Here is a 22,175-nt window from a genome sequence, read left to right as displayed (position 1 = left end):
AACAAAGTGCTCAATGGGTGAGCACTTTGACGCGGAGGATGGAATCCGTCCACCTCGATTTGCAGGAAGGCCCCATCGATGTTGCGTGGATTGACCACCGTGAACTACTTCGCCGACGACATGGCGGCGGCCACCGAGTGGTACGCCGAGCTCCTCGGCGTCGCGCCCTACTTCCAGCGGCCGGAGTCGGGGCCGCCGGCGTACGTCGAGTTCCGCATCGGCGACTACCAGCACGAACTCGGCCTGATCGACCGCCGCTTCGCACCCCCCGGTACGGCAGCCGCCGCCGGGCCGATCCTCTACTGGCACGTCGACGACGTGCAGGGGGCGTTCCAGAGGCTGCTGGCCATGGGGGCCGAGGAGCACGAGCCGGTCGCCGTACGCGGAGAGGGTTTCGTCACGGCCTCCGTCGTCGACCCGTTCGGCAACGTCCTCGGCGTCATGTACAACGCGCACTACCTGGAGACGCTGACCGCTCACCAGCCGTCGGCACCCACCCAGGCGGGGTCGTAGAGCCCCTCAGCTCAGGTGGCCGGCTCGGGGGCGTGGTCGGCCGATCGGGGGCCGGTGGGCCGGCCGTACCGCTCGTTGAGCATCTCCATCGCGGCCCCCGCGGCGATGACGTCGGTGCCGAGCCTGGACGTGGTGACCTCGGCGGCCAGCCAATCGGCGCGGGGCACCTCGGTGCGGACGGCCGTCCGTATCACGTCGAGGTAGGTGGCGGCGTGCGGAAGCAGGTCGGCGCCGGCCAGCACGACATGATCGAGGTCGAGGGACTGCAGGAGATTGACCACGCCGACGGCGAGCACGCGGGCGGCGGTCTCGACCTCGCCGCGGGCGAGCGCCTGGTCGTGCAGGATCTCCAGGCAGCCGCGCCTGCCGCACACGCAACTCGGGCCGTCGATCTGCAGCACCATGTGGCCGAACTCGCCGGCGTTCGTGTGCGCGCCCCGGTATGCGCTGCCGCCCAGCCACAGGCCCGCCCCGATGCCGGACTCGACCATGATCAGTGCCGCGTCGTGAAACTCCTTGCCCCCGAGCCAGGCCTCCCCGGCGACTCCCGCCGCGACGTCCTTGTCGAGCATGACCGGCAGGCCGAGGCGTTCGGCGGCCATCTCGCGCAGCGGCACGTCGTGCCAGTGCCGCAGCCGGTGCGCGTCGCGGACGACGCCCTGCGCGTGGTCGAGCGGCCCGACCATGCCGATCCCGACGCCGACGAGCCGCCCGGACCTGCACTCCCCCGCCAGGGCGTCGACCCCCGCCGCGACCTCGTCGAGCAGGTGCTGCGGGGTGAAGTCCAGGGGCAGCGGCCTGAGGATCGTGTGGAGCACCTGCCCGGCCAGGTCGCTCAGCACCATCCGGAGCGTACGGCGGGCCACGTGGGCGCCGATCGCGTAGCGGCTGTCCGGGACCAGCCGGTAGACGCTGGTCGGTTTGCCGACGCCCTGCCGCCGTACGCCGTCCGGCTCGACCAGGCCCGCGGTGACGAGCCGGGCGATCACTTTGGAGACCGCCTGCGGTGTGAGGCCCGTCTCGGAGGCGATCGTCGCGCGGTCGAACACCCCGATGCGGCGGGCGATCGCGACCACGGACGCGTCGTTGTAGTCGCGCAGATAGTCCAGGTCGGCCGGTTTGTCCACCCCGCCACCTTATTACGCAACAGCGTTGCTATACGCTGAACTGCAGCTGTTCCCGAGCGCCGAAGCCCATCCCCTGCATGCGGATCCCGCGCTCATTCGATCACGAAGGTTTTTCATGAGCCCCCTCACTCCGGCACAACGCCGGTCTGCGCTCCTTGCCCTTGCCCTCGGGGGCTTCGCCATCGGCCTGACGGAGTTCGTCGCGATGGGGTTGCTGCCGGACATCGCCCGCAGCCTGCTCCCGGAGATGTACACGCAGTCCACGTCGCAGGCGGTAGCCCACGCCGGCTGGATGATCAGCGTCTACGCCCTCGGCGTCGTCGTCGGCGCGCCGATCCTCGCCGCGCTGACCGCCCGTGTCCCGCGCAAGACGATGCTCCTCGGCCTTCTGGCGATCTTCATCGTCGGCACGCTGGCCTCGGCTCTCGCGCCGACGTTCGGTCTCGTGCTGGTCGCCCGGTTCGTCGCCGCCCTGCCGCACGGCGCGTATTTCGGCGCGGCAGGCCTCATCGCCGCATCGATCATGGGACCGGGCAGCCACGGCAAGGGTTTCGCCGTCGCCCTCGGCGGGCTCACCGTGGCCAACGTCGTCGGCGTGCCCGCGATCACCCGGCTCGGCCAGGACGCCGGGTGGCGGGTGGCCTACCTCGCCATCGCCGCGGTGTTCGTCGTGACCCTGCTGGCCGTGCTCGCGACCGTGCCGGCCGTCGCCGCCCATCCGAACGGATCGGCCCGCAGCGAGTTGCGCGCCTTCCGCGCGCCGCAGGTCTGGCTGGTCGCGGCCACGGCCTCGCTCGGCTTCGGCGGTTTCTTCGCGATCGACAGCTACATCGCCCCGGTCACCACCCACGTCGCCGGGCTCTCCGCCTCGACGGTGCCGTGGGTGCTCGTCGCCGTCGGCCTCGGCATGACGATCGGGAACGCCGCCGGAGGCTGGGCCTCCGACCGCAACCTGCGCCTCGCCATCATGATCGGGTTTCCGGCGTTCATCGCCTCAATGGCGATCTTCGCGCTGGTCTCCCGCTGGCACGCCGGCCTGTTCGCCGGGGCCTTCCTCGTGGGGGTGGCCGGCCTGTTCCTCGGCCCGGCCATGCAGTCGCGCCTGATCTCGGTGGCGCCCGGCGCGCAGATGATGGGCGCGGCCGTCAACCAGTCCGCCATGAACATCGCCAACAGCCTGGGCGCCCTCCTCGGCGGCATCGTGATCGCGCGCGGGTTCGGCTACGTCGCGCCCAGCTGGGTCGGGGTGGGCCTAGGCCTGATCGGGTTCGCGCTTGCGAGCGTCAGCTTCGCCCTGGAGGCCTCCCGCAGGCGGGCGGCGGAAGCCGTACCGGAGCCGGCGGGAGCCCGCTGAGCGGCGGCCGACCCGGCTGACACCCGAGGTACGGATAATCTGGAATTTCAGGATTTCCGACACCGGAATTCAGGCGATGTGGGGGCTGCTGAAAGAGCGGGCCCGGCCTGACCGGGTGCGGTCGAATCGGTACGCGCCCTGGTTCGCGGTCGGCTCGGTGTGCATCGGCGCGTTCATGGGACAACTGGACGCGAGCATCGTCACGCTGATCTTCCCCTCGCTCCAGCGGGAGTTCGCCGCCCCGCTGGCCGCGGTGCAGTGGGTGGCCCTGGCCTACCTGCTCGTCCTCATCGCCCTGCTGGTCGGGGCGGGGCGGCTGGCCGACGCGCTGGGCCGCAAGTTCGTCTACCTGTGCGGGTTCAGCGTGTTCACGGCGGCCTCCGCGGCCTGCGGCTTCGCCCCCTCGTTGCCGGTGCTGGTGGCCTGCCGCATGGCCCAGGCGGCCGGGGCGGCGATGTTGCAGGCCAACAGCGTGGCGCTGGTGGTGACCAGCGTCCCCCGGGAGCGGATGCGCATCGCGCTCGGGGTGCAGGCGGCCGCCCAGGCCGTGGGCCTGGCCCTGGGTCCCACGGTCGGCGGCCTCGTGGTGGCCTCGGCCGGATGGCGGTGGGTGTTCTGGATCAACGTGCCGGTCGGCCTGGCGGCCGTCGTGGCCGGGCGCTACCTGCTGCCCAGAACCCGCGAATACAGCCGCGGCGGCGGGTTCGACTGGCCCGGCCTGCTCCTGCTCGCGACCGCCACGACCGGGCTGATGCTGGCTCTTTCCGCCGCGGCGGGCCTCGCGATGCCGTCCTGGTCGATCGCCGCCCTCGTCGTGCTCGCCGCCGTGAGCACGATCGGCTTCTGGAGGCGGGAGCGGCGCGCCGCCTCCCCGCTGGTCGATCCCGCCATGGCGCGCAACCCCGCGGTGGCGGCCGGTCTCGCGGGTGCGATGTTCGGATATCTCGTGCTGTTCGGCCCGCTCGTGCTCGTGCCGCAGGTGCTCGTCGCCGCAGGGTTGGGCGAACTGCACGCCGGTCTTGTGCTGACCGCGCTGCCCGCCGGATTCGCGGTGGCCGCGATCATCGCCGACCACACGCTCCCGCGCCAGTGGGGCAACCGGAGGCGAAGCCTGGCGGGCTCTTTGACCAGCGCCGCCGCGGTGGCCCTGCTCATCGTCGCGCCCGCGACACCCGGCCTGCTCGTGGTCATGCTCGCGGTGCTCGGCCTCGGCCTCGGCGTGTTCGTGCCCGCCAACAACGCGGCCGTCATGGCCGCCGTGCCGGTGCGCATGTCGGCGACCGCGGGCGGCATGATCAACATGAGTCGAGGCGTCGGCACGGCGCTGGGCATCGCCGTCGTCACCCTCGCCCTCTACCTCGCCCACGGCCCCGACGTCACCGGGGCCCGGGCGGCTCTGGCCGTACTGGCGGCGGCGGCGCCGGCCGCGGCGCTCACCGCGCAGGCCGCCCGCCCCCGTCCGTGAGCCGGCCCCGCACGAACTGTCAGGCAACTCGCGGGAAAGGCCGCCGCGCCGTCATCGCACCGTTTTCAGGACGGGCTGGTCGTCCGGAAGCGGGCGGCGTACGCCGACGGAGTGGTGTTGAGATGCCGAGCGAAGATCCGCCGGAGGGTCTCGTCGCTCCCGAGCCCGCTGCGCCTGGCCGCCACGGTCACGCTCTCCCCGCGTTCGAGGAGCATCCGGGCCGCCTCCAGCCGCATGGTCTCGACGTAGGCCGCCGGGGTGGTGCCGGTCTGCTCACGGAACAGCCGCGACAGGTGGCGGGTGCTCACCCCGGCGTTCTTCGCCAGGGCGCGCGGGTTGTGGTCGGCCGCCGGGTCGGCGGCGATGGCGTCCAGCAGCGGGCGCAGGACGGGATGGCGGGTGGCTGAGGTGCGCGACGCGACGGAGAACTGCGACTGGCCCCCCGGCCGCTGGAGGAAGACCACCAGGTCGCGGGCGACCCTGCGGGCCTCGTCCGGCCCCTGGTCCTGCTCCACGAGGGCGAGGCAGACGTCGATGCCGGCCGTCACCCCGGCCGAGGTCAGCACCGGCCCGTCCTGCACGTAGATCGCGTCGGGGGTGACCGTGATGTCCGGATAGCCGCGGGCGAGCGCCTCCGCGTGCTCCCAGTGCGTCGTGGCCCTCCGGCCCCGGAGCACGCCTGCCGCCGCGAGGGCGAAGGCGCCGGTGCACACCGCCGCCACCCGCCCCGCCGTACCGGTCAGGCGCCTGACGTGCCCGACCAGCTCGGGCCTGCGCTGGAAGGCGGCCAGGTCGGCGGGGCCGGGCACGACGAGCGTGTCGGCCGCGCGCACCTGGCCGGCCGGGAGGTCGGCGGAGATGCGCAGGCCGGTGGAGGTGGTGGCCTCGCGCCCGTCCGGGGTGCACACCCGCACGGTGTAGGGACGCGCGGCGGTGGAGGCGGTCGAGAACACCTCGAGCGGGGCGGCGACGTCCATCAGCCGCACGCCGTCGAACGCGAAGACGATCACCTCGTGCGGTCTTCCGGGCATTTTTCCAGCGTACGGCGATGCCGGGAGCCGCCTTCGGGCATGTCCCCGGCTGTGGGGTTCCTGTCCCGGAAGACATGGCCGCCACCCGAGGGCCACGGGCAGCCTGGAGCCGTACCGACCTATCGCGAGGAGTCACACCATGACCGTCCACGAGCAGGCCGCCGCGGGCGTGGCCGTGCCGGACACCCGGCTCGCCGCCGAGGCCACCGAGCTCGTCCGCGACACCACGAACGAGCTGATCTACAACCATTCCCGCCGCGTTTACTGGTTCGGGAGCCTCCAGGGCCGCAACCGCGGCCTGAGTTTCGACCCCGAACTGCTTTACGTCGGCGCGATGTTCCACGACCTCGGCCTCGGGGAGCGCTTCCGCACCAGCGGCCGCCGTTTCGAGGTGGACAGCGCCGACGAGGCCCGCGACTTCCTGCGGAGCCACGGCGTGCCGGAAGACGGCGTCCGGCGGGTGTGGACGGCGATCGCCCTCCACACCACGCCGGGCATCCCCGAATTCATGGAGCCCGAGGTCGCGCTGGTCACCGCGGGCGTCGAATACGACGTGCTCGGGATCGGCTACGCCGACGTCTCCGACGCGGACCGTGCGGAGATCACCACGCTGCATCCGCGCCCGGACTTCAAGCGGCGCATCCTGCAGGCCTTCACCGAGGGCATCGCGCCCAAGCCGGAGACCACGTTCGGCAACGTGAAGGCCGACGTCCTGGAGCACTTCGTGCCCGGGTTCGTCCGCGGCGACTTCGTCGAGGTCATCCAGAACTCGCCGTGGCCCGAGTGAGGCTCCGGCCGGCCGGGGCGTCCCGGCCGACCGGCATCGCGTGGCCGTAAGGTCAGCCGGCCTTCAGCTGCTCCACGAGGCTGGTGCGCACCTCGCAGTTCTCGATCGCGAACGACTCGGCCAGGGCGACCAGCTCGTCGTCACCGAGGCCGCGGAACAGCTCGGCGTACTCGTACGCCAGAGGCTGGGCGACCGCGATGTTGAGGATGAGCGTGCGCACCCAGTCGAAACGGCCCCACGGGTAGGGGTCGAACGTGGGGAACTCGCGCGCGATCATGTCCTGGAACGGCTTGGTCACCTCGATGATCCCGTTGCCGTCGCTGCCCCAGTTGTCGGCGCCGAGCCGGTTCTTCTTCGCCACGAAGTCGCCGAAGCGCTTCATGTACGGAGAGTCGGGCCGTACGTTGATCACGCCCTGGCGGCCGAGGTCCTTGTACATCCAGCTCGACCAGCTCGCCTCGTCGCGACGGTAGATCTCGAGCTGGTCCTCCAGGACCTGCCGGCGCATGGCGTCCTTGCGCTCGTCACCGGTGTAGATCGGGGCGAACTCCCCCACCCAGACCGGGGTGCCGGTGCGGCGGGTGTACTCGGTGCGCTGGAGGTACTTGGCCTCCAGTGCGGCCTTGTCGTAGTACTTGCCGTCGGTGACGCCGGGGTAGTCGCCGCCGTTGCCCATGCCGGGCGCGGCGTAGTCGTGGCAGACGTAGACGGTGTTGTCCCACTCGGCGTCGAAGACGTCGAACTCGGTCGAGTAGGTGTTGCCGTCGAGGAAGAGGGTGTGGCGGGGGTCCACCGCGCGGATCGCCTCCACCAGGCGGGTGTAGAAGGGCCCCACCACCTTGCGCGACTCGTCGGCGGGCTCGTTGATCGGGTTGTAGCCCGCCACCCACGGGTTGTCCTTGTAGTGGTCGGCGATGCGCTCCCACATCGCCACCACCCGGTCCTGGAAGTGGGGGTGGTCGAAGAACGCGGGCCGGTGCGTCGGGTTGTCGGAGTGCCAGTGGTGGTTCTGCGATCCGGGCAGCGCGTGCAGGTCGACGACCGAGTAGATGCCGTGCCGCGCGCACGCCTCGATGGCCCGGTCGAGGTGCCGGAAGCCGTCCTCCTTGAACACGAACGGCTTGTCGTCGTCTTCGAAATGCCGGTAGTTGACGGGGAAGCGCACGCAGTTCATGCCGATCTCCGCCAGGAACTTCGCGTCGCCCTCGGCGAAGAACGAGCTCAGCAGCCGCTCGAAGAACAGCTCGTAGCGCTCGTCGCCCAGGATCTCGCGCACCGTGGCGCGCATCAGCGACTCGTTGCCGGAATAACCGGTGATGAAGTTCTCCATGTTGAGCCAGCCGCCCACCGCGACGCCCCGCAGGCGTACGGCGGCGCCCGTCTCGTCGACGAACTGGCGGCCCGAGGTGCGGAGGAAGGCTGTGTTGCTCGAGGTCATTGCAGTGTGTTCCTCATATCTGGCGAGGGATCATGCGGAGGGCCGAGAGAGTGCCGGCTACTTGAGCGCGCCGGCCGCCAGGCCCCGTTCGAAGAGGCGCTGCAGGCACAGGTAGGCCACGATCTCGGGGATCGCGGTGATGACGGCGCTGGCCAGGACCTTGGTCTGGTCGTTGCTGAACTGGCTGACGAAGAACTGCGGCAGCAGCGTGATCGTCTGCTTGGCCGGGTCCTGGATCAGCACCAGCGGCAGGAGGTAGTCGTTCCAGGAGCCGATGAGCGTGAGGACGACGATCGCCGCGGCGATGGGCCGCGTCATCGGCAGCACGATGAAGCGGAAGGCCGTGAAGAGGTTGGCGCCGTCGACCCGGGCGGCGTCGAAGAGCGAGTCGGGCACGCCGTCGATGAACTTGCGGGCGAGCAGGACGGTGAACGGGATCTGGAGCGCCGCGAGCGGCAGCACCACCGCCCAGTACGTGTCGTACACGCCGATGCTCAGAGTGGTCGCGAACAGCGGGGTGAGCAGCACGACCTCGGGCAGCGTGAGCGCGGCCAGGATCATCCAGAAGTAGATCTCCTTGCCGCGGATGTGCAGCTTGGAGAACCCGAAGGCGGCGAGCATGGTGAGCACGTAGACGATCAGGATCGTCGAGACCGACACGATGACGCTGTTCCTGAAGAACGTCCCCACGGTGCCGACGGCGAACACGGCCCGGTAGTTGCCGAATCCCTGGCCCGCCAGCGAGCCCTGGATCATGACCACCAGGGGGAAGACGAACGGGATGATCAGCAGGGTCACGAGGACCTGGAGCAGCAGCTTGGTCGACAACCGGCGCGCCTCAAACACCGGATTCACCGTCCTTCCGGTTGGCCCGGGTCGCGACGATGATCGCGCCGAGCAACGCCAGGATGAGCAGCAGGATCGACAGGGCCGCCCCGTAGCCGACGTGGGCCATCGGGATGCTCATCCGGTAGATGTAGGTGCCGAGGAACTCGGTGCTGTAGTTGGGGCCGCCGATGGTGACCAGGTAGGGGATGTCGAAGGTCTTCAGCGCCCCGATCACGCTCAGCATCGCCAGCGCCACCGTGGTGCCGCGCACGCCCGGCCAGACGATGCTGACCAGGACGCGGAGGTTGCTGGCGCCGTCGGTGCGCGCGGCCTCGAGCGTCTCGGGGTCGATCTGCCCCATGGCGGCGTAGTAGAGCACGAACGTGAGGCCGGTGAACTGCCACACCGTGATGAACATGATCACGGGCATGGCGGTGCTCGACTGCGCCAGCCACGGCTGGGTGAGGAACCCGAGCCCGATGTGGTCCAGCGCCCAGTTCAGCTGGCCGTCCGCGGCGAACATCTGCCGGAACACCGGCGCCATCGTCGCCGGCGCCAGCACCACCGGCGTGAACACGAGGACCTTGTAGAGGGTGCCGAGCTTCACCTTCGAGTGCAGCAGCGCGGCGAACACGAACCCCAGCGCGGTCTGCACGACGAAGGTCACGGCCAAGAAGACCGCCGTGTGCCAGATGGCCTTCCAGAAGATGGGGTCCTGCAGGATCGCGGTGTAGTTGCCCGCCCCGACCGACGTAGGGGTCGGGCTGGTGCCGTCCCAGTCGAGGGTCGAGAGGTAACCGGTCTCGATGATGCAGTAGTAGATCAGGCCGACGACGAAGACGAACGCCGGCATGATCCACGGCAGACCTGAGGGCCTCCCGCCCCTCTTCCGGGGGGCGCCCGGGAGAGAGGCGGGCGTCGGACGGCGCGCCCCTGTCTCCGGCGAGGTGATGGAAGTCATGGATCTCCCTGCGCGTGTGGGATGAGACGTGCCGTCTGCGGCTCTACTTGATCTTCTCCGCGGTGCTCTGCAGGGTCGCGGCCGCCTGCTCCGGCGTGGCCTGACCGGCCGCCACGGTGGTCGACGCGACGCCGATGGCGGTCTGCAGGTCGGCGCTCACCGTCGACAGGCGCGGCTCGGCCGACTTGCCCGCGTCAGTGATCAGCTTCTCCAACGCGGGCTGCTGCACCTGCGGGTTGACCAGCTTGATCGTGTTCCAGTCGGGCTGGACGCTGGTCAGGGCGGGGATGTCGTTGAGGATGTCGGCCACGGCCTGCTGGCCGGCCTGCGACGTCGTGAGCCAGGTCGCGAAGGTGGTGGCGGCGGCGATGGACTTGGACTTCTTGTTCACCGCCAGGCCGAAGTCGGCGTCGCCGTACAGGGAGCCGACGTTGCCGGTGCCCGCGACGTCAGGGAAGGCGATGGGCAGCTGGGTGAAGGGTTTGGGGTCGCCCACGCCGGCGCCGGAGATCGCGGCGGTGCTGCCGTCGACGGTGGAGTACTGCATGTACCAGGTGCCCATCATGACCATGGCGGCCTTGCCCGACATGAAGTCGTTGTTGGCGTCGGGGTACTGCTGAACGCCGAGGGCGCCGTCCTGCATGATCTTGTCGTCGAACAGCTTCTTCCAGATGGTCAGCGCCTGGACGATCGTCGGGTCGGTCCACGGGACCTTCTTGTCCAGGGCCTGCGCCCACACGCCCGGCTTGACGTTGTTGCTGATCGCCTGCAGCGTGTCCTCGTTGAAGGCGGTCTGGGCGGCGCCCTGCACGAAGCACTTGATGCCGTGGGTCTTGAAGTCGGCGCAGACCTGCTTCCACTCGTCGTAGTTGGTGGGCGGCTTCAGGCCGTACTTGTCGAACAGGTCCTGGTTGATCCACACCGGCCCGGCGTAGTTGGAGCCGACCGACAGCCCGACGAGCTTGTTGTCGACCGTCAGGCTGGAGACGCCGATGGGGGCGAGCTTGGACTTCCAGTCGGCACCGAGCACCTTGGCCACCGCGGGGGTGAGGTCGACGGCGTTGACCCCGTAGATGTCGACCGAGCCGTTGGCGGCGCCGGGGGCGACGTCGAAGACGTCCGGCCCGACCGAGGAGGCGAGGGCGGGGCGGATGGCGGCGTCGTAGCCGTCGATCGTCAGCTTCTTATAGGTGACCTTGATGTTCGGATAGACCTTGTTGAAGGCCTTGATGTACGCCTCGGCGGGAGCCCCGTCAGGCGTCCATCCCCACCAGGTGATGCTGCCCGAGTCGGCGGAGCCCTTGTCGGCCGTCTCGGTCGTTCCTCCGCCGGCGCATCCGGCGAGCGTCAGCACCGAGGCCGCGAGCACGGCGACGGCTCCGGAGACTCGGTGCTTGTTGATAAGCGAGGATCCCAGCATGTGATCTCTCCTTGCACGTGACTGGCACGCACTGGTCGTGTTGACGCCGTGCCGTCCTCCGGGGAGACGGAGACGACGGTTGTGGCGTGTGCTCCCGCCTGAGCACGGGGGTCCCGGTCGTCCGCGGCGACGAGGTCGGCGTGGGTCTCGGGGCATGAAAACCGAAAGTTTCGGAAAGTCTTCTCGTGAGAGAGAAACACCGGCCGAGTGACAGTGTCAAGAACTTCGGCCGAATTTGTTTCCGTTCAGTTACGAGGACGACCTTGCCGGGCGGCGTCGTGTTGTCAGCCGGCCGAGCGCCACCCTGGCCGCCCACCGAGATCGTCGGCGCCTTAGCCACAGGTCAGCGCGGGCCGATCGCACGAGGCAGGCCATACGGGGGGGGCGTGCGGGCCGATGCCGGAGCGTGCCCGCGGGCCAGGTTGCGGCCAAGATTCGGACAAGCCGGTATTCAGGTTGTCAGGAGCTTACCTTCAACGTCGTCAACGGGCCCGTCACCAGCGGTGCTACCGTTAGAGAAACTTTCGACAGACCGGTTCAGCGCGTGAAGAGGTGTCGTGGCGACCGAGCATGTGAGCACGAGGAAGCGGACGGCAGAAACCCCCCGGCGCACCGACGGCGACCGTGTGACCATCGCGATGGTGGCGCGTGCGGCCGGGGTGTCCGCCCCGACAGTCAGCAAGGTGCTCAACGGCCGCGAGGCGGTCGGTCAGGAGACCCGCAGGCGGGTCCAGGACGCGTTGATCTCCACGGGCTACCAGCGCCGGACCAGGGCCGAGACCGCCAAGGTCGGCCTGGTCGACTTCGTGATCACGGAGCTGGACACCGCCTGGGCCTCTGAGCTGCTCAGAGGCGCCGAGCAGGAGGCCTACCGGCTCGGCGCCAGCCTCGTTCTGACCGTCACCCACGACCGCGAGGCGCAGCCCCGCGAATGGCTGAAGACGCTGGCCTCCCGGCCGACCGACGGCGTGGTGCTGGTGGTCACCAGCACCCTGCAGGGGGCCGTGGAGAAACTGCGGCCGATCGACACGCCGTTCGTGGTGATCGACCAGGTCGGCGGGTACGACCGCGACATCCCGACGATCGGGGCCACCAACTGGGCGGGCGGCTTCGCCGCCACCGAGCACCTGGCCGAGCTGGGCCATCGCCGCATCGGGGTGATCACCGGCCCGATGGACAGGCGGTGCAGCCTGGAGCGCCTCGACGGCTACCGCGCCGCGCTCGGCCGGGCCGGCCTCGCGCTCGACGAGAGCCTGGTACGGCAGGGCGACTTCTACGCGGAGGGCGGCAGGCGCGGCACGGCCGAACTGCTCGACCTGCCGGAACCGCCGACGGCGATCTTCGCGGGGTCCGACCAGCAGGCGGCGGGCGTCTACGACGAGGCCCACGCCAGGGGTCTGCGCATCCCCGAGGATCTCAGCGTCGTCGGCTTCGACGACACCGAGATGTGCGAGTGGATGTCTCCCCAGCTCACGACCGTCAGGCAGCCACTCGCCCAGATGGCGGCGCTGGCCATCCGCAACGTGCTGGAGACCGCGCACACCCCCGGCGAGCCGCCGATGCACCTGGAGCTGTCCACCAGCCTGGTCGTGCGCGAGAGCACCGCGCCGTGGCAGCCGCCGGCGCGCGGATCACGCCGCCGCGGCTGAGCGCCGTTACGTCCGGGTTTACGGCCGAACCTCCGTAACCGCCAAGCCCTCGGTTGCCGGCCTCGTTACGGCCGAGAAACTTTAGCGAAAGTTGTTTTCGGATCGCCGGGACGGGCGGCTCGAGCCTGCGAGCCGCCCCAACCGGCCGTCCCCACTCCCTGATCATGCCTCTGATCAGGCATGATGTTGTAGGGCAGGCACAGCCGAGGGGTGCGTCGTGCGGCCTGCCGTACCGCCGCGGTGGGACGCCGAACGATGGCGCACAGACTCTCCTGCCAGGCCTCTGACAAGCAAAAATGTCACTATGTCAGCCTTTTCTCGGCTTGAGCGCCCTTGACGTTCGCCGATCGGCCGTTCTACGTTGACTCTGCACTCCCCAAGTTTCCATTGTTTTTCGAAACTTTTCGGCACGGCTTTCGAAGGAACCAACGTTGCCTCTTGTGCAGATCGACCTCGAACGTTCCCTCGCCGAGCGGCTGGGCCCGCAGATCAGCGACGGGATTCACCAGGCCCTGGTCGACGGCCTCGGCATGGACCCGACCGACAAGTTCCAGATCTTCCGCACCCACGAGCCCGGCGAGATCGTCTTCGATCCCGGCTACAACGGCGTCGAGCGGCGGCAGCTGGTCAGCATCCAGATTTTGATGGTCCACATGTACGACGTGACCACCAAATACGCGATGTTCGACCAGATCGCCAAGCAGCTCGAAGAGATCGGCATCCGGCCGGACGACCTGCTCATCAGCATCGTGGAGAACGGCTTCGAGGACTGGTTCGCGGGCAAGTCCCGCAGCTGACCGCCTCACGCACCATCCACGAAATCCAAGATCTGGAGTCCCGCAGTGAAGGTTCTCTACATCGGCGGCACCGGCACGATCAGCTCGGCGAGCGTGGCCGAGTCGGTCCGTCAGGGCCAGGACGTGCACGTCCTCAACCGCGGCCGCACCGCAGGCCGCCGGCCTCTTCCCGACGGGGTCACGACGATCGAGGCCGACGTCGAGGACGCCGAGTCGCTGCGGCGGGCCCTCGGCGGCGCCACGTTCGACAGCGTGGTCAACTTCCTCAGTTTCGGAGCCAAGGACGCCGCCGCGGCCGTGGACCTCCTGGCCGGCCGCACGAGCCAGTACATCCACATCAGCAGCGCCTCGATCTACCACAAGCCGGTGCGGCAGGTGCCGTTCGTCGAGTCGACCACCCGGCGCAACCCGTTCCTGGGGTACGCCCGGGAGAAGATCGCCGCCGAGGACGTCCTGCACCGGGCGTACGAGGAGCGGGACTTCCCGGCCACGATCGTGCGGCCCTCGCACACCTACGACGACGCCCACCCGCCGCTGCCCGGCGACTGGACGGCGTGGGACCGCATCGCCCGGGGTGACGAGCTGGTCGTGCCCGGAGACGGCACCAGCCTGTGGACCCTGACGCACGCGCGCGACTTCGCCGTCGGCCTGGTCGGCCTGATCGGCAACTGGCAGGCGATCGGCGAGGACTTCCACATCACCTCGAACGAGGCCCTGACCTGGAACGAGATCTACGACATCGTCGGGCGCACCGAGGGCACGCCGGCCCGGCTCCTGCACCTGCCGTCGGAGCTCCTGCCGGTCGTGGCCCCGGACTGGTTCTGGTCCGACCTGATCGTCGGGGACCTGCAGCACAGCGCGGTCTTCGACAACAGCAAGATCAAGCGGTTCGTCCCGGCGTTCAACCCGACGACCACCTGGTCCGAGGGCGCCCGGCGGCTGCGTGACCATCGTGCCGCCCACGCCGAGCAGACCCGGCCCGACGCGGCGACCGACGCCGTCCTCGGCCGGCTGGTGGAGGGGCACCGGGCCGCCGCCGCGGCGCTCGCTGCGCTGGCGCCGTGATGGCCGGCGAGCCGGAATCTCCCGCGCGGCCGTGGCTGGACGTCGCGGGCGTGCACTGCGAAGGGGTCGTGTGGGACGCCGCCGCGCGGCGGCTGCGTTTCGTCGACATCCCCCGCGGGCGGGTGTTCGACGCCGACGTCGAGGCCGAGGACGGCGACCTGCGCTGGTTCGACCTGCCGGCCCCGGTGACCGCGGTACATCCCACGACCGACCCCGAGACCGTCGTGGTGGCCGACTGCGACGGCGTCGCGCTGGCCACGGTTGGCCTGAACACGGGGGGCGAGGTCCGCGAACGGCTGGCCTCGCCGCTGGCGGGGCTGCCCGGGCTGCGGATGAACGACGCCAACGTCGATCCCGCCGGACGGTACTTCGCCGGGAGCATGGCCTACGACGTCGAACCGGGCGCGGGCGCCCTCTACCGGCTCGACCGCGACCGCTCACTCCACACCGTGCTGACCGGCACCACGATCAGCAACGGCATCGACTGGTCCCCCGACGCCACCTTGTGTTACTTCGCCGACAGCCCGCTGCGCCGCGTCGACGTGTTCGACTACGACGTGGCCACCGGGGCGCTGACCGGCCGGCGCGCCTTCGCCGACACCTCCGGCATCCCCGGAATCCCGGACGGGCTGACCGTCGACGCCGAGGGCGCCGTCTGGGTGGCCTTCTTCGGAGGGTCGCGGGTGTGCCGTTACACCCCGGACGGCCGGCTCGACCACACGATCACCCTCCCCACCCGGCAGGTGACGTCGTGCTGCTTCGCCGGGCCCGCCCTCGACCAGCTCCTGATCAGCACCTCCACCGAAGACCTGTCCCCCGACGACCTGCGGCGCGAGCCCACGGCAGGCATGATCTTCCGGGCCGAGCCCGGCTTCCGCGGCCGCCGCGCGAACGAGTTTGCGATCTGACATGGCAGACGACCTGACCATCGACGCCATCGACCCGGCGAGCCGCCGTCCCCTCGGCCGCACCGGGCTCGCCGTGACCCCCATCTGCATCGGCACCAGCCCGCTGGCCAGCATGCCCAACCTGTACGGCTACGCCGTCGACGACGAGCGGGCGCAGGCCACGGTCGAGGCCGTGCTCGACGGTCCGTTCAACTTCCTCGACACGTCCAACAACTACGGCGGCGGCAGCGCGGAGCGGCGCATCGGCGCGGTGCTGCGCCGCCGCGACTTGCCCGAGGGGTTCGTCCTCGCGACCAAGGCGGACGCCGACCCGGACACGGGCGACTTCTCCGGCGAGCGGGTGCGCCGCTCGGTCGAGGAGAGCCTCGACCGGCTGGGCGTCGGATACGTGCCGATGATGTACCTGCACGACCCCGAGTTCCACGTCACGTTCGAGCAGGCCATGGCCCCCGGCGGTCCGGTCGAGGCCCTGGTCGCGCTGCGCGACGAAGGGGTGATCGGCCACCTCGGCATCGCAGGCGGTCCGGTGGACCTGATGCGCCGCTTCGTCGGGACCGGCGTGTTCGAGGCCGTGATCAACCACAACCGGTGGACCCTGGTCAACCGCGAGGCCGGGCCGTTGCTCGACGACGCGGCCGAGCGCGGGGTCGCCTTCGTCAACGGCGCGCCGTACGGCGGGGGCATGCTCGTCAAGGGCCCGGACGCCCAGCCGCGCTACGCGTACAGGGACACCGCGGAGCCGGTGCGCGACGCCGTCCGCGCGATGCAGGCGGCGTGCCGCGCCCACGGCGTGCCCCTGGCCGCCGCCGCGTTGCAGTTCTCCCTGCGCGACCCCCGGGTGACCTCGACCATCGTCGGCGTGTCCACGCCCGAGCGGATCGCGACCACCCTCGACCTGGCCACCACCCCGATTCCCGGCGAGCTGTGGGCCGAGCTCGACCGGCACGTCCCGGCGTCCGGCGGATGGCTGGACTGATGCCGGCCCCTCGATCCCAACGAGTTAACGGAGAAGACCGTGGTTGTGAGCACTGATTCCGAGGTGTGGAGGGACGCCGGCGTGCCCGACGACGAACGCGTCGAGGCCCTGATGTCCCGGATGAGCCTGGCCGAGAAGGTCGCCCAGTTGTACGGCGTCTGGGTGGGCATCGACAACAGCGACGGCGAGATGGCCCCCCACCAGCATGAGTTCACCTCGTTGCCGGTCGGATGGGACGAACTGGTCGCCGACGGCATCGGCCAGCTGACCCGGCCGTTCGGCACCACGCCCGTCGACGTCGTCACCGGAGCCAGGACTCTTGCGGGCGCCCAGCGTTCGATCACCGAGGCGGGGCGGTGGGGCATCCCCGCGCTCGTGCATGAGGAGTGCCTGACCGGCCTGGCGGCGTGGCAGGCGGGGGTCTACCCGTCGCCGTTGTGCTGGGGGGCCAGCTTCGACCCCGGCCTGGTCGAGCGCATGGGCGCCCAGATCGGGGCGACGATGCGCCGCCTCGGCATCCACCAGGGCCTGGCACCCGTCATGGACGTCGCCCGCGACCTGCGGTGGGGCCGGGTCGAGGAGACCATCGGCGAAGATCCGCTCCTCGTCGGCACGATCGGCGGCGCCTACGTGCGCGGTCTGGCGTCCGCGGGCGTGATCCCCACGCTCAAGCACTTCGTGGGCTACTCGGCGTCCAAGGGCGGCCGCAACCTGGCGCCGGTGTCGGCAGGCCGCCGCGAGATCGCCGACGTGCTGCTGCCGCCGTTCGAGATGGCACTCAAGGCCGGGGCCGACTCGGTGATGAACTCCTACGCCGACATCGACGGCCTGCCGGTCGCGGCCGACCCCGGACTGCTGACCGACCTGCTGCGCGACACCTACGGCTTCACCGGCACCGTCGTGGCCGACTATTTCTCCGTCGCGTTCCTGCAGACCCTGCACAACGTGGCGAGCTCGCCCGGCGACGCGGCCCGGCTGGCGCTCACCGCCGGGATCGACGTCGAACTGCCCACGGTCAACTGCTATGGCCCGCCCCTGGTCGAGGCCATCGAGCGGGGCGAGGTCGACGTCGCGCTCATCGACCGCGCCCTGCGCCGTGTGCTCCTGCAGAAGGTACGGCTCGGCCTGCTCAACGCGGACTGGACGCCCGAGTCGTCCGTGCTGGACGAGACGGGCGACGTGGTGCTGGACGGCCCCGAGGTGCGGGAACTGGCCGGCGAGCTGGCCCGCCGCTCGGTCGTGCTGCTGCACAACACCGGAACGCTGCCGCTGGCGGCGGGGCTGAAGCTGGCCGTCGTGGGGCCGCGCGCCGACACCCCGCAGGCGATGATGGGCTGCTACTCCTTCCCGATGCACGTCGGCGTGCACCACCCGGACGTGCCGATCGGCATCGAGGTGCCGACCCTGGTCGAGGCGCTGCGCGCCGACGCCGCGGGTTACGACGTGCGCTACGAGCAGGGTGTGCCCGTGCTCGGCGGGGACGACGAGGGCATCGCCGCGGCCGTGGCGGCGGCGGCCGAGGCCGACGTGTGCGTGGCCGTGCTCGGCGACCAGGCAGGGCTGTTCGGGCGCGGCACCTCCGGCGAGGGCTGCGACGCCCCCGACCTGCGCCTGCCCGGCCGTCAGGAGGAGCTGCTCGAGGCGGTGCTGGCCACCGGCACCCCGGTCGTGCTGGTGCTGCTGGTCGGCCGGCCGTACGAGCTGTCGCGGCAGATCGACCGGCTGGCGGCGGTGGTCTGCGGGTTCTTCCCCGGCGAGGAGGGCGCGCGGGCGCTGGCCGACGTCCTGTCCGGCCGGGCAGACCCGTCGGGACGGCTGCCGGTCGGCTTCCCCGGCGAGGGCGGCGGCAACCAGCCGTCCACCTACCTGGGAGCGCCGCTGGCCCGCCGCAGCGAGGTCAGCTCGGTGGACCCGACCCCGTTGTTCCCCTTCGGCCACGGCCTGTCCTACACGCCCGTCACGTGGGAGGGCGTCACCGGGGACCCGTCGGCCACGTGGACGACCGACGGCGTCTACAACGTGCGGGTCGCCCTGCGCAACGACGCCGCCCGCACGATTTCCGAGGTCGTGCAGGTCTACTTCCACGACCCGGTCGCGGAGGTGGCCCGCCCGGTGCAGTCGCTGGTGGCGGCGCACCGGGTCGACCTGGCCCCGGGTGAGACGCGCGAGGTCACGATCACGCTGCACGCCGACCAGACCTCCTACACCGGGGCGTCCGGGCGCAGGCAGGTGGACCCGGGCGAGGTCGAGCTGCGGGTGGGCGCCTCCAGCGCCGACATCCGCGAGACCATCACCGTGTCCCTCACCGGGCAGCGGCGGTACATCGGATTCGACCGGGTCATGACGGCCACGGTGGGCGAGCGCTGAGAGACATGGCGGGGCGGCCTCAGGTGAGGTCGCCCCGCCCTTCTGGGATCAGGTCACTCGCCGGGGTACCGGAAGCCGGCCTGGGCCCGCACCTCGTCCATCGTGCCCATGATCTGGATGGTCTCGTCGAGCGGCATGACCGGGCTCTCCAGCAGGCCGGCCCGCACGCACCGCGCGACCTCCTCGGCCTGGAAACGCAGCCCGTTGCCCTGCACGGAGAAGTCGTAGCGCTCCACCGCGCCGGTGCGGTCGGTCAGGGTGAACGACTTCGGCGAGTACCACATGAAGTCGATCTCGATGCGGGCGTCCGTCCCGGAGATCGACGCCTGGTTGCGCAGCCACGTCTCCATCGAGGTCGCGATCACCGCCTGCCGGCCCTGCTCGTAGCCGAGCACGACGGCGGTCTGGGCGTCCACCCCGGTGTCGCCGAAGTGGCTGGAGCCGAGCACGCTCGAGGGCGTGCCGAGCACCATGGACGCGAACGAGATCGGGTAGACCCCGAGGTCGAGCAGCGCGCCGCCGCCCAGGTCGGGGTTGAACAGCCGGTGCTCGGGGTTCCTCTTGAACCACACGCCGAGCTCGGCGTTGACCTGCCGGATGTCGCCGAGGCGGCCCTGCGCGAGCAGCTCGCGGATCCGCACCATGTGCGGGAGGAAGCGCGTCCACATCGCCTCCATCAGGAAGACGCCGTTGGAGCGGGCCAGCTTGACCAGCTCCTCGGCTTCGGCGCGGTTGATCGTGAACGGCTTCTCGACCAGGACGGCCTTGCCCGCCTCGATGGCCGCCGCCGCGGCGTCCCGGTGACCGCTGTGCGGCACCGCGACGTAGACGGCGTCGATGTCGCCGGAGGCCAGCAGCTCGGCCTGGTCCCCGTACGAGCGGGCAGCGCCCTTGTCCGCGGCGAAGGCGGCGGCGCGCTCGGCCGAGCGGGAGCCGACCGCCACCAGCTCGCCCGAGCCGGTCAGGCGCAGGTCGTCGGCGAACTTGCGCGCGATCCCGCCGGTGCCGATGATCGCCCAGCGCAGGGGTGGGGTCGCCTGGGGTTGTGAGGTCATTCCGTGATGTCTCTTTCGTTCGTTAGACGGCCGTATCGGATTCTCGTCCGGACCGGCACGGCTCATTCGACCGGGGTCAGCACACCGTCGACCCGGCGGACCAGTCCGGCCGCGGCGGCGGGAGCGTCGCGCAGCTCGTCGGGCAGCAGCTCCTGCGGGACGTCCTGCAGGCTGATCGGGCGCAGCCAGCGGCGGATCGCCGTGGCGCCCACGCTGGTGTGCAGCGCGTTGGTGGTGGCCGGGTAGGGGCCGCCGTGGTGCATGCCCCAGGCCACCGCCACTCCGGTCGGGTAGCCGTTCCACACGACGCGGCCCACCACACCGGACAAGTGGGCGAAGACCCGCGCGGACAGGTCCGCGTCGGCGGCCTCGGCGTGGACGGTTCCGGTCAGCGCCGGCCCGAACGTGGCCAGCAGCTCGAGCAGGTGCTCGGCCGAGGTGTATTCGGCGACCACCAGAACCGGGCCGAAGCACTCCTCGGTCAGCGCGCCCGCCAGGCTGCCCGCGTCGGCGTGCAGCAGCAGCGGCGCGCCCATGCCGGGAGCCTCCTCGCCGCCGGTCGCGAGCACCCGCACACCTTCGATGCCGCGCAGCTCCTGCGTTCCCCGCCGGTAGGCGTCCGCGATGCGCTCGCCGAGCATGGCGCCCGGGCCCATCTCCTTCACTCGGGCCGCCAGCGCGTCCTGGACGGCCTGGCCGTACGGGCCTGCGGGGAGCAGGGCCATGCCCGGCTTGGTGCAGAACTGGCCGACGCCGAGGGTGAACGAGGACGCCAGGCCCGCCGCGATGTCCTCGCCGCGCGCACGCGCCGCCTCGGGGCAGACGACGAACGTGTTGAGCGCGCCCAGCTCCCCGTAGAAGGGGATGGGCGACGGCCGGGACGAGGCGACGTCGAACAGGAGCCGGCCCGCGCCGACCGACCCGGTGAATCCCACGGCCTGCACGGCGGGATGCGCGACCAGGGCGACCCCCGCCTCACGACCGTGCACCAGGTTGACGACGTCGGAGGTGACCCCGGCGGCCCGGGCTCCCGCGGCCAGCACCTCACGGCTGAGCAGCGACGTCTCGGGGTGCCCCTCGTGGACCTTCGCGAGCACCGGGCATCCGGCGGCCAGGGCCGACGCGGTGTCTCCCCCGGGCACGGAGAACGCGAACGGGAAGTTGCTCGCGCCGAACACCGCTACCGGCCCGAGCGGCAGCAACATGCGCCGGAGATCCGGGCGCGGGCCCATCGGGGTGTCCCCCGCGTGATCGATCGTCGCCTCCAGGTAGGCGCCGTCCTCCACGACGCCGGCGAACAGGTCGAGCTGGTAGCAGGTGCGGGTCAGCTCGCCGTTCAGCCGTTGCTCGGGCAGCGACGTCTCGCGGGCCGCGGCGGCGACCAGGTCGGCCCTGCGCTCCTCCAGCGAACGCGCCGTCGAACGCAGCAGCCGGGCGCGTCCGGCCCGGCCGATTGCGGCCAGTTCGGCCGCCGCCTCATCGGCACGAGCGCACAGGTCGTCGAGTCCGGCCGGCGTGGTGTCCGTTTCCTGGGTGGTCATGCCCGTACCTCCTGTGCGATTCGCGCGTGCCCGGGGACGCCGCGCACGACGGTGTTGCGCAGTACGCCGACGCCGCCGATGCCGATCTCGACCACATCGCCGTGGGCGAGGGTGAACGGCGCAGGCGGCACCAGGCAGGTGCCGGTCGACAACACGACCCCGTCGGGGTGCACGTCGCCGCGCATCAGGTAGGCGACCAGGTCGTCCAGCCTCCGGTGTAGGCGGGAGGTGCTGGTCTGCCCGCTCCACGCCCGCGTGCCGTCCCTGTCGATCGTCATCTCGATCGTCAGGTCGTACGGGTCGCCGATCTCCCAGGCGGGCCGGATCCACGGGCCGAGCCCGCAGGCGCCGAAATAGATCTTGGCTTGGGGCAGGTAGAGCGGGTTCTCGCCCTCGATGCTGCGCGAGGACACGTCGTTGCAGACCGTGTAGCCGACGGTCTCGCCAAAACGGTTGACCACGAGGGCCAGCTCGGGCTCAGGCACGTCGACGGCCGAGTCTTCGCGCACGCCCACCTCGCCGCCGGGGCCGGCGACCCGCCACGCGACCGACTTGAAGAAGATCTCGGGGCGCTCGGCGTCGTAGACGAGCTCGTAGATGGTCGCGGCGCGCTCGCTCTCCTCGACCCTGGCCTCGCGGGACGTCTCGTAGGTGACGCCCGCCGCCCACACCTCGGTGGTGCCGTCGATGGGCGCGAGCAGCTCCACGTCGGCGAGGGGGACGAGCTCGCTACGCGGCGCGCCGTCGAGCAGGGCGCGCAGGTCGGCCAGGGGCAGCGCCCACAGCTCGGCGAGTGAGCCCGTTGCCGCCAGCTCGGCGACGCCGTCGTGGTCGTGCAGACCGATCCGGGGGCGGGCGGAATTCCGCGTGCGGAATCTGACGATGTTCACGTG

Annotated in this window: 19 protein-coding genes; 10 read left to right on the top strand and 9 right to left on the bottom strand. The window is 70.9% G+C overall.

Going from position 1 to position 22,175, the window contains the following annotated elements; genetic code table 11:
- Window positions 1-78: 78 nt before the first annotated feature.
- On the top strand, window positions 79-513 hold the full coding sequence (locus Pth03_RS30005) for a VOC family protein (RefSeq protein WP_203947782.1): 435 nt from the start codon (window positions 79-81) through the stop codon (window positions 511-513).
- Window positions 514-524: 11 nt separating this feature from the next.
- Here Pth03_RS30005 and Pth03_RS30000 read toward each other — a convergent pair whose 3' ends face one another.
- Window positions 525-1,640, bottom strand: coding sequence for an ROK family transcriptional regulator (locus Pth03_RS30000; protein WP_203947781.1), 1,116 nt, complete (start codon window positions 1,638-1,640; stop codon window positions 525-527).
- Window positions 1,641-1,755: 115 nt separating this feature from the next.
- Here Pth03_RS30000 and Pth03_RS29995 point away from each other — a divergent pair, with 115 nt between their 5' ends.
- Together Pth03_RS29995 and Pth03_RS29990 are read left to right on the top strand one after the other, a co-directional pair.
- Window positions 1,756-2,994: an MFS transporter gene (locus Pth03_RS29995; protein ID WP_203947780.1), complete on the top strand. Its 1,239-nt coding sequence runs from the start codon at window positions 1,756-1,758 to the stop codon at window positions 2,992-2,994.
- A gap of 76 nt (window positions 2,995-3,070) precedes the next feature.
- Window positions 3,071-4,459 (top strand): MFS transporter, encoded by a 1,389-nt coding sequence (locus tag Pth03_RS29990; RefSeq protein WP_203947779.1) that lies wholly within the window; start codon window positions 3,071-3,073, stop codon window positions 4,457-4,459.
- Window positions 4,460-4,524: 65 nt separating this feature from the next.
- Here Pth03_RS29990 and Pth03_RS29985 read toward each other — a convergent pair whose 3' ends face one another.
- Entirely contained in the window at window positions 4,525-5,490 is a 966-nt protein-coding gene (locus tag Pth03_RS29985; RefSeq protein WP_203947778.1) for a GlxA family transcriptional regulator, read from the bottom strand.
- 139 nt (window positions 5,491-5,629) lie between these two features.
- Between Pth03_RS29985 and Pth03_RS29980 the strand changes: the two genes are divergently transcribed.
- On the top strand, window positions 5,630-6,277 hold the full coding sequence (locus tag Pth03_RS29980; protein ID WP_203947777.1) for an HD domain-containing protein: 648 nt from the start codon (window positions 5,630-5,632) through the stop codon (window positions 6,275-6,277).
- Window positions 6,278-6,329: 52 nt separating this feature from the next.
- On the opposite strand, the gene Pth03_RS29975 is transcribed toward Pth03_RS29980, so the two are convergent.
- The 4 genes from Pth03_RS29975 to Pth03_RS29960 form a co-directional block, all read right to left on the bottom strand.
- Window positions 6,330-7,715, bottom strand: coding sequence for a glycoside hydrolase family 5 protein (locus Pth03_RS29975; RefSeq protein ID WP_203947776.1), 1,386 nt, complete (start codon window positions 7,713-7,715; stop codon window positions 6,330-6,332).
- Between the two features lie 57 nt (window positions 7,716-7,772).
- Window positions 7,773-8,561, bottom strand: a complete 789-nt coding sequence (locus tag Pth03_RS29970; protein WP_203947775.1) for a carbohydrate ABC transporter permease — start codon at window positions 8,559-8,561, stop codon at window positions 7,773-7,775.
- Window positions 8,554-9,396, bottom strand: coding sequence for a carbohydrate ABC transporter permease (locus tag Pth03_RS29965; protein WP_203947774.1), 843 nt, complete (start codon window positions 9,394-9,396; stop codon window positions 8,554-8,556). Before Pth03_RS29965 ends, Pth03_RS29970 begins: the two co-directional genes overlap by 8 nt.
- 151 nt (window positions 9,397-9,547) lie before the next feature.
- Window positions 9,548-10,924, bottom strand: a complete 1,377-nt coding sequence (locus Pth03_RS29960) for an ABC transporter substrate-binding protein (protein ID WP_203947773.1) — start codon at window positions 10,922-10,924, stop codon at window positions 9,548-9,550.
- 557 nt (window positions 10,925-11,481) lie between these two features.
- Here Pth03_RS29960 and Pth03_RS29955 point away from each other — a divergent pair.
- From Pth03_RS29955 to Pth03_RS29930, 6 genes are all read left to right on the top strand, one after another.
- Window positions 11,482-12,573: a LacI family DNA-binding transcriptional regulator gene (locus Pth03_RS29955; protein ID WP_239119468.1), complete on the top strand. Its 1,092-nt coding sequence runs from the start codon at window positions 11,482-11,484 to the stop codon at window positions 12,571-12,573.
- A gap of 440 nt (window positions 12,574-13,013) precedes the next feature.
- Window positions 13,014-13,370, top strand: a complete 357-nt coding sequence (locus Pth03_RS29950) for a tautomerase family protein (RefSeq protein ID WP_239119473.1) — start codon at window positions 13,014-13,016, stop codon at window positions 13,368-13,370.
- Window positions 13,371-13,415: 45 nt separating this feature from the next.
- On the top strand, window positions 13,416-14,435 hold the full coding sequence (locus tag Pth03_RS29945; protein ID WP_203947771.1) for an NAD-dependent epimerase/dehydratase family protein: 1,020 nt from the start codon (window positions 13,416-13,418) through the stop codon (window positions 14,433-14,435).
- Window positions 14,435-15,343, top strand: a complete 909-nt coding sequence (locus Pth03_RS29940; RefSeq protein WP_239119472.1) for an SMP-30/gluconolactonase/LRE family protein — start codon at window positions 14,435-14,437, stop codon at window positions 15,341-15,343. The genes Pth03_RS29945 and Pth03_RS29940 overlap by 1 nt, the downstream gene beginning before the upstream one ends.
- A gap of 1 nt (window position 15,344) precedes the next feature.
- Window positions 15,345-16,319 carry an aldo/keto reductase gene (locus Pth03_RS29935; RefSeq protein WP_203947769.1) on the top strand — a complete coding sequence of 325 codons (975 nt, stop codon included), beginning with the start codon at window positions 15,345-15,347 and terminating at the stop codon, window positions 16,317-16,319.
- 45 nt (window positions 16,320-16,364) lie between these two features.
- On the top strand, window positions 16,365-18,686 hold the full coding sequence (locus tag Pth03_RS29930; protein WP_239119467.1) for a beta-xylosidase/alpha-l-arabinosidase: 2,322 nt from the start codon (window positions 16,365-16,367) through the stop codon (window positions 18,684-18,686).
- 53 nt (window positions 18,687-18,739) lie between these two features.
- Here Pth03_RS29930 and Pth03_RS29925 read toward each other — a convergent pair whose 3' ends face one another.
- The 3 genes from Pth03_RS29925 to Pth03_RS29915 form a co-directional block, all read right to left on the bottom strand.
- Entirely contained in the window at window positions 18,740-19,741 is a 1,002-nt protein-coding gene (locus Pth03_RS29925) for a Gfo/Idh/MocA family protein (protein WP_203947768.1), read from the bottom strand.
- A gap of 62 nt (window positions 19,742-19,803) precedes the next feature.
- Window positions 19,804-21,282 carry an aldehyde dehydrogenase (NADP(+)) gene (locus Pth03_RS29920; protein ID WP_203947767.1) on the bottom strand — a complete coding sequence of 493 codons (1,479 nt, stop codon included), beginning with the start codon at window positions 21,280-21,282 and terminating at the stop codon, window positions 19,804-19,806.
- On the bottom strand, window positions 21,279-22,172 hold the full coding sequence (locus Pth03_RS29915; protein ID WP_203947766.1) for a fumarylacetoacetate hydrolase family protein: 894 nt from the start codon (window positions 22,170-22,172) through the stop codon (window positions 21,279-21,281). The genes Pth03_RS29920 and Pth03_RS29915 overlap by 4 nt, the downstream gene beginning before the upstream one ends.
- Window positions 22,173-22,175: the final 3 nt, after the last annotated feature.

The organism is Planotetraspora thailandica, assembly GCF_016863335.1.
GTDB lineage: Bacteria > Actinomycetota > Actinomycetes > Streptosporangiales > Streptosporangiaceae > Planotetraspora > Planotetraspora thailandica.
Note: the sequence above shows the minus strand (reverse complement) of the source record. Positions and strands in the feature narration are given on the sequence as shown.

What these genes read in the sequence shown, in the direction of transcription:
- Pth03_RS29985 (WP_203947778.1), bottom strand. Translation starts at nt 5,490, where the DNA reads ATGCCCGGAAGACCGCACGAGGTGATCGTCTTCGCGTTCGACGGCGTG.
- Pth03_RS29940 (WP_239119472.1), top strand. Translation starts at nt 14,435, where the DNA reads ATGGCCGGCGAGCCGGAATCTCCCGCGCGGCCGTGGCTGGACGTCGCG.
- Pth03_RS30005 (WP_203947782.1), top strand. Translation starts at nt 79, where the DNA reads ATGTTGCGTGGATTGACCACCGTGAACTACTTCGCCGACGACATGGCG.
- Pth03_RS29965 (WP_203947774.1), bottom strand. Translation starts at nt 9,396, where the DNA reads ATGCCGGCGTTCGTCTTCGTCGTCGGCCTGATCTACTACTGCATCATC.
- Pth03_RS29995 (WP_203947780.1), top strand. Translation starts at nt 1,756, where the DNA reads ATGAGCCCCCTCACTCCGGCACAACGCCGGTCTGCGCTCCTTGCCCTT.
- Pth03_RS29980 (WP_203947777.1), top strand. Translation starts at nt 5,630, where the DNA reads ATGACCGTCCACGAGCAGGCCGCCGCGGGCGTGGCCGTGCCGGACACC.
- Pth03_RS29960 (WP_203947773.1), bottom strand. Translation starts at nt 10,924, where the DNA reads ATGCTGGGATCCTCGCTTATCAACAAGCACCGAGTCTCCGGAGCCGTC.
- Pth03_RS29920 (WP_203947767.1), bottom strand. Translation starts at nt 21,282, where the DNA reads ATGACCACCCAGGAAACGGACACCACGCCGGCCGGACTCGACGACCTG.
- Pth03_RS29935 (WP_203947769.1), top strand. Translation starts at nt 15,345, where the DNA reads ATGGCAGACGACCTGACCATCGACGCCATCGACCCGGCGAGCCGCCGT.
- Pth03_RS29990 (WP_203947779.1), top strand. Translation starts at nt 3,071, where the DNA reads ATGTGGGGGCTGCTGAAAGAGCGGGCCCGGCCTGACCGGGTGCGGTCG.
- Pth03_RS29975 (WP_203947776.1), bottom strand. Translation starts at nt 7,715, where the DNA reads ATGACCTCGAGCAACACAGCCTTCCTCCGCACCTCGGGCCGCCAGTTC.
- Pth03_RS29925 (WP_203947768.1), bottom strand. Translation starts at nt 19,741, where the DNA reads ATGACCTCACAACCCCAGGCGACCCCACCCCTGCGCTGGGCGATCATC.